Annotated in this window: 13 protein-coding genes; 3 read left to right on the forward strand and 10 right to left on the reverse strand. The window is 34.3% G+C overall.

Annotated elements, in window-relative coordinates:
- The first annotated feature begins 179 nt into the window (after positions 1 to 179).
- Positions 180 to 1,205, forward strand: a complete 1,026-nt coding sequence (gene lpxK / locus AC1DVP_RS11670; RefSeq protein WP_477183646.1) for a tetraacyldisaccharide 4'-kinase — start codon at positions 180 to 182, stop codon at positions 1,203 to 1,205.
- The gene (locus AC1DVP_RS11675; RefSeq protein ID WP_477183647.1) at positions 1,177 to 1,989 is read left to right on the forward strand and encodes a purine-nucleoside phosphorylase; all 813 of its coding nucleotides are present in this window, start codon (positions 1,177 to 1,179) and stop codon (positions 1,987 to 1,989) included. The genes lpxK and AC1DVP_RS11675 overlap by 29 nt, the downstream gene beginning before the upstream one ends.
- On the opposite strand, the gene AC1DVP_RS11680 is transcribed toward AC1DVP_RS11675, so the two are convergent.
- The 3 genes from AC1DVP_RS11680 to lipA all read right to left on the reverse strand — a co-directional run bounded on the left by AC1DVP_RS11680 (position 1,972) and on the right by lipA (position 6,206).
- Entirely contained in the window at positions 1,972 to 4,158 is a 2,187-nt protein-coding gene (locus AC1DVP_RS11680; protein WP_477183648.1) for a tetratricopeptide repeat-containing hybrid sensor histidine kinase/response regulator, read from the reverse strand. The two genes, AC1DVP_RS11675 and AC1DVP_RS11680, sit on opposite strands and share 18 nt — an antisense overlap.
- Positions 4,159 to 4,213: 55 nt before the next feature.
- Positions 4,214 to 5,239, reverse strand: coding sequence for a type I glyceraldehyde-3-phosphate dehydrogenase (gene gap / locus AC1DVP_RS11685; protein WP_477183649.1), 1,026 nt, complete (start codon positions 5,237 to 5,239; stop codon positions 4,214 to 4,216).
- A 67-nt stretch (positions 5,240 to 5,306) separates the two neighbouring features.
- On the reverse strand, positions 5,307 to 6,206 hold the full coding sequence (lipA, locus tag AC1DVP_RS11690; RefSeq protein WP_477183650.1) for a lipoyl synthase: 900 nt from the start codon (positions 6,204 to 6,206) through the stop codon (positions 5,307 to 5,309).
- Positions 6,207 to 6,453: 247 nt separating this feature from the next.
- Here lipA and AC1DVP_RS11695 point away from each other — a divergent pair, with 247 nt between their 5' ends.
- Positions 6,454 to 7,320, forward strand: coding sequence for a M48 family metalloprotease (locus tag AC1DVP_RS11695; protein WP_477183651.1), 867 nt, complete (start codon positions 6,454 to 6,456; stop codon positions 7,318 to 7,320).
- A gap of 83 nt (positions 7,321 to 7,403) precedes the next feature.
- Here the strand turns inward: AC1DVP_RS11695 and AC1DVP_RS11700 are convergent, their stop codons facing one another.
- From AC1DVP_RS11700 to AC1DVP_RS11730, 7 genes are all read right to left on the reverse strand, one after another.
- On the reverse strand, positions 7,404 to 8,234 hold the full coding sequence (locus AC1DVP_RS11700) for an energy transducer TonB (RefSeq protein ID WP_477183652.1): 831 nt from the start codon (positions 8,232 to 8,234) through the stop codon (positions 7,404 to 7,406).
- A gap of 186 nt (positions 8,235 to 8,420) precedes the next feature.
- Positions 8,421 to 8,972: an RNA polymerase sigma factor gene (locus AC1DVP_RS11705; protein ID WP_477183653.1), complete on the reverse strand. Its 552-nt coding sequence runs from the start codon at positions 8,970 to 8,972 to the stop codon at positions 8,421 to 8,423.
- The gene (locus tag AC1DVP_RS11710; RefSeq protein ID WP_477183654.1) at positions 8,963 to 10,072 is read right to left on the reverse strand and encodes a glycosyltransferase; all 1,110 of its coding nucleotides are present in this window, start codon (positions 10,070 to 10,072) and stop codon (positions 8,963 to 8,965) included. Before AC1DVP_RS11710 ends, AC1DVP_RS11705 begins: the two co-directional genes overlap by 10 nt.
- Positions 10,073 to 10,144: 72 nt before the next feature.
- Positions 10,145 to 10,759, reverse strand: coding sequence for an FMN-binding negative transcriptional regulator (locus tag AC1DVP_RS11715; protein WP_477183655.1), 615 nt, complete (start codon positions 10,757 to 10,759; stop codon positions 10,145 to 10,147).
- Positions 10,760 to 10,770: 11 nt separating this feature from the next.
- Positions 10,771 to 11,217 carry a GNAT family N-acetyltransferase gene (locus tag AC1DVP_RS11720; protein WP_477183656.1) on the reverse strand — a complete coding sequence of 149 codons (447 nt, stop codon included), beginning with the start codon at positions 11,215 to 11,217 and terminating at the stop codon, positions 10,771 to 10,773.
- 24 nt (positions 11,218 to 11,241) lie between these two features.
- Positions 11,242 to 12,255 carry a UDP-N-acetylmuramate dehydrogenase gene (gene murB, locus AC1DVP_RS11725; RefSeq protein ID WP_477183657.1) on the reverse strand — a complete coding sequence of 338 codons (1,014 nt, stop codon included), beginning with the start codon at positions 12,253 to 12,255 and terminating at the stop codon, positions 11,242 to 11,244.
- Positions 12,256 to 12,291: 36 nt separating this feature from the next.
- Complete coding sequence (locus tag AC1DVP_RS11730; RefSeq protein ID WP_477183658.1) at positions 12,292 to 12,963, reverse strand: DUF2461 domain-containing protein; 672 nt, start codon at positions 12,961 to 12,963, stop codon at positions 12,292 to 12,294.
- Positions 12,964 to 12,965: the final 2 nt, after the last annotated feature.

Raw genomic sequence — 12,965 nt, forward strand, 5'->3', positions numbered from 1 at the left:
ATGCGATAAAAGGATCTTTTTTTAGGATAAATAAGCTGTAAACAATGATTTTATATAAAAATGAGATTATTATTTTTGGAATTGCAAAAGTTATTTCTTTGGATATTAATTTGATGGAAAAACATTTTTAGATTTGTAATTACTTCAGCTATTACCATAAAATGTTTTATTTTCGTAAAATGAATTTACTTCGAAAAATACTGTTCCCGTTTGCTGTTTTGTACGGCTTTATTACAGGCATTCGGAATTATCTCTTTGACAAGGGAGTTTTAAAATCATATTCTTTTGATTTGCCTGTTATTGCAGTGGGAAATCTTAGCGTAGGAGGAACAGGGAAAACACCGCAAATAGAATGTTTAATTCGATTGCTTTCTGGTCAATACAAGGTGGCAACTTTGAGCAGAGGCTATAAAAGACAATCAGAAGGGTTTGTTTTGGCCAATGAAAGTTCGGATGCACTGCAATTGGGAGATGAACCGTTCCAATTTTATCAAAAATTCAAAAACATTCAGGTTGCTGTAGATGCCAATAGAAAAAATGGTATCGAACAATTGCTCTCCAGTTCAATTAAACCAGATGTTATTTTATTGGATGATGCTTTTCAGCATCGAAAAGTAAAGGCAGGTTTGTATATTATGCTTACTTCGTATGGAGATTTGTATTGTAACGATTTTATGCTGCCTACAGGGAATTTGCGGGAAAGCAGGAGCGGAGCACAAAGAGCTAATATTGTTATTGTTACAAAATGCCCGCAGAATCTATCTGCGGGAGCTCAAAATGTTATTAAAAATGATCTGAAACTATCCCCAAATCAAAGTTTGTTCTTTACCTTTATAGAATATGATGAAGTGGTTTATTCGGATAAAAAAATAATAAAAGCTGACGAAGTTAAAGTGATGGATAAAGTACTCTTGGCCGGTATTGCAAAGCCTGAATCGTTTTTTGCCCATTTAAAGCAGGAAAATGATGAATGTTTAGCTTATCCGGATCATCACCATTTTAGCGAAAGCGAATTACAGGAAATTAAGAAAAAAGCAAACGGCAGAATTATCGTGACAACAGAAAAAGATTATGTCCGATTGAAGGGAAGTATTTTAAGCGGACAGCTTTATTATTTGCCTATAAAAAGTTCATTCCTTTCTGATGGGGATAGTTTTGATAAAAATATTTTGAATTATGTGGGACAAAGTACAGGAAACAGTTAATTACATTAAAGGGAAAATTAATTTTAGTCCCGAGTATGGTGTTATTTTAGGTTCAGGTTTGGGAGGATTTACGGAGGAAATTACAATTGAGTATGTGTTGCCTTATGATGAAATTCCCAATTTCCCTGTTTCGACAGTTCAAGGGCATAAGGGAGCATTGGTTTTTGGAACTATTGGTACTAAAAAAGTAGTTGCTATGCAGGGACGTTTTCATTTTTATGAAGGATATTCCATGAAAGAGGTAACTTTTCCAGTTAGGGTGATGAAATATTTAGGAATTCAAAAATTAATAGTCTCTAATGCTTCGGGAGGCGTGAATTCAAATTACAAAGTGGGTTCTATTGTGATAATTAAAGATCATATTAATTTTATGCCAGAGCATCCTCTTAGAGGGAAAAATGATGAGCGTTTTGGTCCAAGGTTTGTAAATATGAGCCAGCCTTATTCTGTTGAAATGATTGCCAAAGCCAAAGCTATTGCGCAAGAATTCAATATAGAAATTCATGACGGTGTTTATTTAGGCTTGCAGGGGCCAACTTTTGAAACCTTAGCCGAATATAGAATGGTTAAAATTCTAGGAGCTGATTGTGTAGGAATGTCAACGGTTCCAGAGGTTATTGTAGCCCGTCATATGGAACTGGAAATCTTTGGAGTTTCTATTATTACTGATATGGGTGATGAGGAAAGCATACTAACCATTTCGCATGATGAGGTTTTACAGGCCGCCAAAGGTGCTGAGCCTAATTTACGAAAGCTTGTTAAGGAGTTAATTAATAGGAGTTAAATTGCTGAAATTTTGTGCAATAGTAGTATAAAAATCTTCTGGAATAAAGGGTTTTGTAATTACATCAGTCATGCCAAATGAGATTAACATTTCTCTGTTTTCATTTAATGAAATGGCAGTCAGTGCAATAATCGGGGTTGTGGTGTCAAACTCTCTAATTTGCTGTGTTGCAATAGTGCCGTTTATTCCCAATAAATGGACATCCATTAAAACTAAATCGTAAGTGTTGTTTTTTAATACTTGAATAGCCTCTTCGCCATTATCCAAAATGGTACATTCCATTTGTTTTCTAGAAAGCATTTTTTTGGTAATCATTTGGTTTATTTTGTTGTCCTCAACTAATAATATTTTTTTGTTTTTGAATATTTCGGGATCGTAATTTTTAATTTTAGATTTGATTTGAACAGGTTTTGGATCTGTTTTGAAATTCAATTCAAATGAAAATGTTGAGCCTTTGCCAACGGTACTCTTCAATAGTATACGTCCGCCTAAAATCCTGACGAGTTTTTTTACAATAGTTAGTCCTAGTCCTGTGCCTCCAAATTTTCTGTTGATTTCGACCGATCCTTGAGAAAAGCTTTTGAAGACTGTTTTTAATTTGTCCTCAGGAATTCCGATACCAGTATCAATTATTTGAAAATAGATAGCGGCATTTTCGTTTGTGTAATTTCTTAAACGGGCAATAACACTAACTGTACCATCGTTTGTGAATTTTAAGGCGTTATTGATTAAGTTCATGAAAATTTGAGATAATTTTGTTGGGTCGCCTATTAAATTTTCAGGAATATTTGAGTCTATTTTAAGGATAAATTTGTTGTTATTTATGGTTGCAATTTCCTTAAGAGAGTTTTGGATATCTATTAATAATTGTTTGAGATTGAAGCTAATGTATTCAATTTCTAATTTATTGGAATCTATTTTGTTGATTTCTAAAATATCATTAATGAAATTAGTTAAATAACTGCCCGAAAACTGTAATGACTTTAGGTAGTGCATTTGCGTTTTTTTAGGGTTTTCTTCTAATAATAAATGGGTTATTCCGTTAATAGCGTTTAACGGTGTCCGAAGCTCGTGGCTCACTGTTGATAAAAATTCAGATCTGGCTTTTGATGCTTCTTCGGCTTTGTTTTTGGCAGCAATCAATTCATTGTTTTTTTCTTTTAATAATGAATTGGTCTGATTGCGTATAATATTGTTTTTGTACAGTGATAAACTCAATAGGGAGAGGATAGAAATTATCGCAATAGCTAATATGCTTATGAGTCTGGAGAATTTGTCGTTTTTTTCTTTTTCCTTTTTTTCTTTTTCTTTCTGTAATTTCTCCTCAATTCGTTGAGACTCTTTGAATGCTTCATAATCATTAATGCCAAGTTTTTCGTCATTGGCCAGAGTAATGCTTTCTTTTAAATTCAAATATTTTTTTAAATAAGTATAGGCAGCGGTCTTATCTAACATTTTGTCATAAGTTGTGCTTATCGCTAATAAAATATTTGACTGCTGGTTAAGGTCTCCTGTTTTTTTATTTAATTCCAGTGCTTTGGTGAAATAATTTAAAGCCAGATTATACCTCTTTTTTTGAGCTTCAATTGTTCCTGTTTGATATAATGCTTCCGTTTTTGCTAGAGTATTGCTTTGGGGCTTAGCAATAATAGAGCTAAAGATGGATGATGCTAAGGAATTATTGTTCCTGTATTTTGAAAGTATGCCTTTTTGAAGATTGATCTGATCTGCGTATTCATTAATGTTTAATTTTTTTTGAATTTCTTCAGCTTTGAGGATGCTGGCTTCAGCGAGAGTATATTTCTTTTTTTCTATATAAGTAAGTCCAAGATAATAATAAGCAATAGCTGTTACTTTAGTAGGTTTTTCAGAAATGCTATTCAATATTGCAATGCTTTTGCTGAAGACTTCTATAGCATCATTTTGAAGCTTTAGATCAAAATATATTTTGCCTAATTTGAAAGTCTGATTGGCTTGGGCTTCAATCTTATTGTTTTTTCTGCAATAATTGATTGACTTTTGGGTGTATAATAAAACGTCTTTATAATTATTTTCTTTTTCATTGTCAGCTACCAATTTTGAGTAATAGGCAACACTGTCTATAGACGCTTTTTTTTGCGGATATAGTTGGATTTGTAAGAAAAAAAATAATATTAAGAAGTATTTCATGGGTTGCTATTTATGGATATTCTTTATCTTTTGATAGTAACTCGTAGGCCAGTACTTACGTTTTTTTTGCTAAATTTACACTTTTATTCGAGTTCAATAATAAAATTAAATCAATGATTCGGGAAGAATAACCAATTTCATTATCATACCAGCCTACAACTTTTACCATCTTATCAATTACTGAAGTAAGCTGAGAATCAAATATACATGAATTTTTGTTGCCAATTACATCTACTGACACAATTGGATCTTCGGTGTATTCTAAAATACCTTTTAAATTGGTTTTTGAGGCCTGTTTGAAAGCATTATTTATTTCTTCTATGGTAACGGTTTGTTTTACATTGAATGTGATATCAGTCAGAGAACCATCGGGTACAGGAACGCGAATACCGCATCCTCCCATTTTACCGTCGAGTGATTTGAAAATTTTGGTTAAGGCTTTTGCCGCACCAGTTGTTGTTGGAACAATAGACTGGCTTGCTCCTCTGGCTCTTCGTAGATCCTTATGAGGCTGATCATGTAAACTTTGATCTGTTGTAAAGGAATGGATTGTTGTAATATAAGCTTGTTCGATACCGCAAAGTTCCTCAATAACTTTAATCATGGGCGCCGCATTATTAGTTGTACAGCTTGCATTAGATATAATCGTTTCGGTTCCGTCAAGAATTGATTCATTAACACCCAAGACTACTGTTTTTATAGTGTCAACTTCAGATGGAGCAGAGAGGATTACTCTTTTGGCTCCAGCCAAAACATGAGCATTTATTTCATCAAATGTTTTATATTTTCCTGTAGATTCTATTACAAAATCGATGTCAATACTTTTCCAGTTAAGGTTTGAGATATTTTTTTCGTGGAAAAATAAAAAGTGTTTTCCGTCAACTTCAATTCCTTTTTCATCATGATTTACCGCAAAAGGCAAAACACCATGAATACTGTCGTATTTTACCAAATGAGCCATGGTTTTTTTCTCGGCGATGTCATTGATGGCAACTACTTCAATAGTAGGATGGTTTAAAAGAAGGCGGAATAAATTTCTTCCAATTCTTCCAAACCCATTAATAGCGATTCTTGTTTTCAAGTTTAACCGTTTAATTGTTTAACCGTTTAATTGTTTAATCGAGTAAACAATTAAATGAATAAACGATTTATAATATATGTTTTTGTGCTTTATATGAAGATCGTACCAAAGGACCGCTTTCGACATGGCGAAAACCTAATTCCAAACCGTATTTTTCATATCGATCAAATTGTTCAGGAGTTATGAATTCTTTTACAGGAAGGTGTTTTTTACTTGGCTGTAAATATTGGCCAATAGTAACAATGTCAACATTGGCAGCTTTTAAATCCCGCATGGTTTGAAAAACTTCCTCTTCCTGTTCGCCAAGACCCAGCATAATTCCAGATTTGGTTCTGTTGATGCCTTTCTCTTTAAGGTATCTCAATACTTCCAGGCTTCGGTCATATTTTGCTTGTATGCGCACTTCACGGGTTAATCGACGGACAGTTTCCACATTGTGGGATACTACTTCTGGATTCGCTTCTACGATACGATCAATGTTCCTTTCTATACCTTGAAAATCTGGAATCAATGTTTCAAGAGTAGTGTTTGGGTTCATTCTTCGGATGGCTTTTACAGTTTCAATCCATATAATAGAACCGCCATCTTTCAAATCATCTCTGTCAACACTTGTGATTACAGCGTGTTTTATATTCATTATTTTGATAGAGCGGGCTACTTTTTCAGGTTCATCCCAATCTACAGTTTCTGGTCTTCCGGTTTTTACGCCGCAAAAACCACAGGAACGAGTACAGATATTTCCCAGAATCATAAAAGTTGCGGTTCCTTCACCCCAGCATTCTCCCATGTTTGGACAGCTTCCAGAGGTGCAAATAGTATTCAGGCTATATTTGTCGACAAGTCCTCTAAGTTCGGTATATTTTTGTCCTATTGGGAGTTTTACTTTCAGCCATTTTGGTTTAGTTATGCCTTGTTCAGCTTCGCCTCGAGTTCCAACAGGCATTGTATTATTTAAAACAGTTTCCATATTTCAATTTTCAGACTGCAAAGATAAGCAATGTAGTTTTAGAATTCGAGTTCCATATTTGTGAAATTTGATAAAACTTGTTGGGATACCGACTCTGTTTTAAGTTTTTTGAATAAAAAATGGTTTTGGCATTAAATGAATTTAGATATTAATGAGCTGTTAAATTTTTACAGATTTGAATAAAACGGGTTTCAGTTGTTTTTAAACTTATAGTATATTTGTATTCTTAAAATAAATAAAATAAGAGATGAACACAAAATCATTATTACTAGGAGCATTAGCTGTTTTACTTGGGGTTTCTACAGCGCAAGCGCAAATTAATTTTGGAGAAAAAGCATTAGGTGCCGTTCAAAAAGGAATTGCAGGATTTACTTTTACTGATGCCGATGCAGCGGCTTTGTCCAAACCAGCGGTTGATAAAATGGATGCCGAAAATAAAGTGGCAGCACCAACAGATCCTTATGCTATCCGTTTGGCCAGAGTTTTTGGAAAATATACTCAAGGTGAATTTTACACGCTGAATTACAAAGTATATTTAACGAAAGATATCAATGCTTTTGCTACTGCAGATGGCAGTGTACGTGTGTTTTCCGGTTTGATGGATGTAATGGATGATAATCAGCTAATCGCTGTTATTGGTCACGAAATTGGCCATGTTCATAATCATGATTCCAGAGATGCAATGAAAGCTTTGTATCAAAAAGAAGCTTTGATTGATGCCGCTTCTTCTCAATCTGTTAAAGTTGCAGCGGTTACCGACAGCCAATTGGCCAAAATAGGGAGTGCCATGATTGACTGTAAATACAGCCGTAAACAGGAATCGGAAGCGGATTTGTTTGCTTATGATTTTATGAAAAAAAACGGGTATGATGTAAATGCTGAGGAATCTGCATTTAGAATATTGGCAAAAATGAGCGAAGGTGCTCAAAGTTCTTTTATTGATCAAATGATGAGCTCTCATCCTGACTCTCAATTAAGAGCAGATAATGCCAAAGCAAGAGCTGAAAAAGACGGTTTGTACAAACTTTATGTGCAAAAACCAATTGTTAACACTCTTCCAAAGAAAACGGCAGCTACGGCTAAAAAGAAAACGACAACTGCTAAAAAGAAATAATAATAAATCTTGAAGTGTTTAGAATTAAAAAGAGAAAGCTGAATTACAATAATTCAGCTTTCTCTTTTTTTGTTGGTTAAAATCTAATTAGTTTGAATTGTAATCGGTAAATTATAAGAGGTTCGAACTGCTTTACCATCAAGAATTCCTGGACTCCATTTGGTTTTTAATGATTTTAAAACACGGATGGCTTCTGCTCCTAATCCGTAACCAGGATCTTTTATAACTCTTATGTCTGTCATGCTTCCGTCTTTTTCAATAACAAAAGAAACACTCACACGAATTGCCATTTCACTGTCCAGTTCTGGTTTTTCAAAATTATTACCGACATAAGTATAAAATTTGTTGATGCCTCCTGGGAATTCAGGTTTTTTGTCTAATACGGCGCTATTCATAACAGTGTTGTTAGGAATGCTGGAAGCTTCTGTTCCTGAAGTTCCTGTTGAGGTTCCTGTGCCTACGCCTGTTCCGCCTGTACTTGCAGTACTGCTATCCGTAGTGTTTTTGAGTTCGTCATTGGTGGCAATTTTTTCTGGTGTTGCTAATGAGGCTTGAACTATTTCTGGATTTATAAGCTGTGTATTGGTATTAATGTTCTCAGTAATGGGGTGGGTAACTTTGGGCATCGGGGCTTCTTCTTCTGTTTTTGGTGGCACATAAGCGTCGAACTTAGTGACCACAACTGGATCTGGCTCGGGCAATAAAGATTCAATTATAGTGCCATGCTCAGGATTCAGATAATTATAAACCATTGGAATACTTATTGTGGCTGTCAAAAGCGATATTCCCATGAGGAGCGCAAAAAAGGATGTTTTGGTGTTTTCTTGGCGTAAATGATACGCGCCATATTCTTTGTTTCTGTTTTCGAATACGATGTCAGTCCAGCTTGTTTCGTAGAGGTTTAGTTTAGACATAATTATGGATTTAATGGTTAAAGTAGAGATTAAATCATAAGCTAAAGTGGTTTAAACTTCTAACGCAAATAGCAGGAATATTAGTATGTGTAAAGGTGAATTTTTATTAATTATTTTGTTAAATAATTACATTTTTGAATAAAACCGACTATTTGTGCGGGTTGACTGTTTAGAAATTTAAGAATATTATCTTCTATTCTGTATAATTTCTGAAAGTAATTTTTTAGCACGAAGCAATTTGATTTTTACATTGCTCAATGGCTCGTCGATTTTGTTGGCGATTTCCTGATAGCTCATTTCCTGAAAATAACGCAATTGGATTACTTCTTGATAATGAGGCTTTAGTTCTTTGATGAACTGCAATAATTGAGAAAGATTTTGTTCTGTGATTAATACATCTTCTGCTGATGGAGTAGTGTCGGCAACATTATAGGCCGTTTGATCTTGTTCATCCGTAATTTCAATAAACAGGCTCGATTTTTTTTTGCGGATTAAATCGATATGCACATTTTTTGCAATAGAAATCAGCCAAGTATTGAATTGAAATTCAGAGTTATAAGTAGCTATTTTATCAAATGCTTTAGAAAAAGTTTCAATGGTAATATCTTCGGCAGAGGTTTCGTTTTCAGTGCGTTTTAGCATAAAACCATACACCTCATTCCAATAATGGTTCAATAGAAAAGTAAAGGCGGCCTGGTTTCCTTTTTTGGCTTTTTCTATTTGTTTTTTTATTTCCAATGCGCAGGTTTTGAAAAAATGTTAGTTACAAAGACGTTTATTTGCGTGAATATAAGTATAATTTCGATAATAGGATACCAATACATTACATCTTTTTCTTTTAATTTTCCTGAAGCAAACCCTACGACGATCCATGAAACTAAGTAGCGAAACCCAATAAGGCTTAAAACCAATATCCATTGGAATTGAAAAACTAATAAAACAATTGGTGTTAATAGGAACAATAATTGTGAGCTAAAGAAAAGTCCTAGCTGTATCTTGTCGAATGTTTTGTAGTGGCTGGCTGTGGCAACATGCCTTCTTTTTTGGATAAACCAATCTTTGAAAGAGGTTTTTGGTGCTGAGTATGTAAAACTTTCAGGCGTATAGCTGATAGTAGTGTTGTCTGAATCTGCGGCCTGATTGATAAATAAATCATCATCACCAGAACGGATTTGGATATGGTCGATAAAACCGTTTACATTGAAAAATTCGTCTTTCTTGTATGCTAAATTACGCCCAACACCCATATATGGCTTGCCTATTTTTGCCCACGAAAAATATTGAATAGCCGTAAGCAAAGTTTCATATCGGATTATTTTATTTAAAAAGGAATTGGCTATTTTCTCGTAGCCGCCATAGCCCAAAACAATGGTTTTTTGTTTTGTAAACTGGGAGCTCATTGCAGTTATCCAATCTTTGGAAGTTGGATAACAATCTGCATCGGTAAATAATAAATGTTCTTTCTGAGCAGCTTTGATTCCTAATGTTAAAGCATATTTTTTGTTTCCCCAAAAAGCTTCGTTATTTTTTACTTTAACTAATTTTATGTTCGGATACGTTTTTTCAAACTCTTCAAATATATCCAAAGTAGTATCGCTCGAAGCATCGTCAATCAAAACGATTTCGAAGTCGGGATAATTTTGTTCGGCCAATAGAGGAATATATTTGATAACATTTTCTTCTTCATTTTTGGCACAAACAATTATAGAAACAGGAATGTTTTTAGGGCTAATTTCCTGTGCTTTTGCAAAAGAAAACTTTCCAAAAACAATCAGATAATAAAAAAGTTGAATGACAACTATTGCAATAAAAAAGTATAGAGTAAAGGTTAGTATCATTGTATTTTTTGGCTTTTAAAAACGATTGCAAAGGTAATTAGCAATTGTCAATTATCAATGTAAAATCAGTAATTACTTTCTGTTTTTAGCCATTTCTTTCGCTACAGCCATAGATTGAGGGTTTTCTGTTTTTTTCAATTCGGAAATAATGTTTGCGTAATTTTTGTCATCCCTGTTTTGCGACATTTTATTTTTGGCTTGCATCGCTTCAATTTTTATTTCAAAAGCTACAATTCCGCGGGTCTGCATCATTGTTTTCTTTGATAAATCAGCTACACGAACGGGACATTTAGAGTTTTGTTCGTATTTGTCTACGAGCTTTGTTAGCGAATCAATTGCGGCATCTCCTTCTATGATTTTTATTTTTCCGTAAATATGAACTGCCGAGTAATTCCAAGTGGGAACATTCTCGTGGTCGTACCAAGATGAAGATATGTAAGCGTGCGGTCCCGTAAATACTGCTAAAACTTGTTCATCCGATTCAAAAGCGGTCCATTGCGGATTTTCTTTTGAAATATGACCCATCAAAACTTCTTCTCCGTTTTTATTGATTTCTAGTTCCAATGGAATATGCGTTGCCCATAATTTTCCATTGGTTTGATTGATAAGCAGTCCAAAAGCATTTTCTTTTAGAAATTTTCTGACGGAGTCTTTGTCTTCGTTTTTATATAAATCCGGAATGTACATTTTTTATAATTTTATAGTGTTTTTTGAAAACAAACAGCATCTAAKCGGTTTACATATTTACCATAGTTTGGTGTTTTTCTATAGTTTGATTTCAAGTAAAAGGAACAGGCTTCTTGGTTTTTTACACGTGTTTCCAATACCAATTCTTCATAATTCAACTCTTTTGCTTTTGTTTCCAAAAAAGACAAAATGCTTTGTCCAATATTTTTTCTAGGATATTTGGCAAACATTCGTTTTACTTCTCCTGTTTTTTCAGAAAGCGGTCTAATTGCTCCGCATCCCACAATTTCGTCATCTAATTCTGCTATGATAAATACGTATTTTGGATTGCTGTATTCCCAATCCGTAAATGAATTTTTGCCGTCGCTTCCAAATCGTTCATAAAGATTTTGCGATAATTCCTCTATTATAGGATAAACGTAAGGGTCATTTGGATTTGAAATTTTGATTGCCAGCATTTTTCGAATTAAATTGTTTTAAAGTTAAATTATATTCACTTCCGCTTCAATATGAATCCCAAATGTATTGAAAACAGTATCTTGAACAGTTTTGGAGACATCCAAAATTTCCTGTCCGGTCGCATCTCCATAGTTTACTAAAACTAAGGCTTGGTTTTTATGGATTCCTGCGTCGCCAAAACGTTTTCCTTTTAAACCAGCTTGTTCAATCAGCCAACCTGCAGGAACTTTGACTTCGGTTTCTGAAATGTCGAAGAATCTCATTTCGGGAAATTTTTGGTGGATTTTCTTAAAATCAGTTTTTAAAAGAATTGGATTTTTGAAAAAACTGCCGCTGTTTCCTAACTCGGCTGGATCTGGTAATTTGCTTTTGCGGATGGCAATTACGGCATTGCTCACGTCTTTTAAACCGGGAGTTGTGATGTTATTTTTGGCTAATTCGGCGGTGATGTCACCGTACGAAGTATTTATTTTATGGTTTTGTTTCGTTAGTTTGAAAACTACCGAAACGATAATGTACTGATCTTTGATTTCGTTTTTGAAAACACTTTCTCTATACCCAAAACGGCATTCTTCATTGGTGAAGGTTCTCATTTCCTGATTTTCGATATTGATTGCTTCGCAGGAAACAAAGGTGTCTTTCATTTCGGTACCATAGGCGCCAATGTTTTGTATTGGCGTTGTGCCAACATTACCTGGAATTAGCGACATATTTTCGAGTCCTCCGAAGTTTTGGTCTATTGCCCAAAGCACAAATTGATGCCAATTTTCTCCGGCTTGGCTTTCGACCCAAACATAGTCGGCATCTTCTTTCAGTATTTTTTTTCCTTTTAAATCAATATGTATTACAAGAGCTTCGATGTTTTTTGTCAAAAGCATATTGCTTCCTCCGCCAAGAATGAATTTCTGTTGGTTTTTGTTTTGTTCCAAAATGCTTTTCAATTCGGATACGCTGTGAACGGCAACAAATTGTTTGGCTTTGGCTTCAATGCCAAAAGTATTGTAGTTTTTTAAAGAAAAATTATTTAAAATCTCCATAAAGAATTGGATTTATATAGTATTTAGCCTTTGGATTTATTCCGAATATAAAGCTCTGTCGATAAAATTATTGAAAGGTTTCAAGGCTATCATTTTTTCAACCATTGTTGGTACAAAATCCTTTTGAGTAACCAATTTAGTGTCGAATTGCTGAGTAGCTGTAAAACTTTTTAATTTCAGGAATTCAATGGCTGGATCTTCTTTGTCGTAGCCTTTTGGAGGATTTTTTAAAGTCGAATTTTCATCTCTATTCAAATTTTGATAAATAGATTGGAAGGTTTTGTCGTTTAGAATTTCTTGTAAATCATCATAGAAAAAGTGAATTTCTTTTCTGATTTTTTGTAGCTGGTCGGGTTGCGGGCAATACAATCCACCGCCAACAAAGCATTTTCCGTTTTCTACATGCAGGTAATAACCCGAAGCTTCCGTATGTTTGGCTCCTGCGGATATCCAAACGCCTAAATTTGTTTTGTAAGGTGATTTGTCTTTGGCAAACCGAACATCACGATTAATTCTGAAAATGCAGTTTTTGACTTCCAGCATTTCCAGCGATGGGTCAAGCGGTTTTAAGGCATCAAGCAAAGAGGCTACCAATTGATGGTAGTCTTTTTTTACGGCTTCGTAGCGTTTTTTGTTTTCAAGAAACCAATCACGATTGTTATTGGCTTTTAAATCTTCGAGGAATTGTAACGTATCTTTTGAGAGCATAG

Source organism: Flavobacterium sp. P3_A6, from assembly GCF_056403035.1.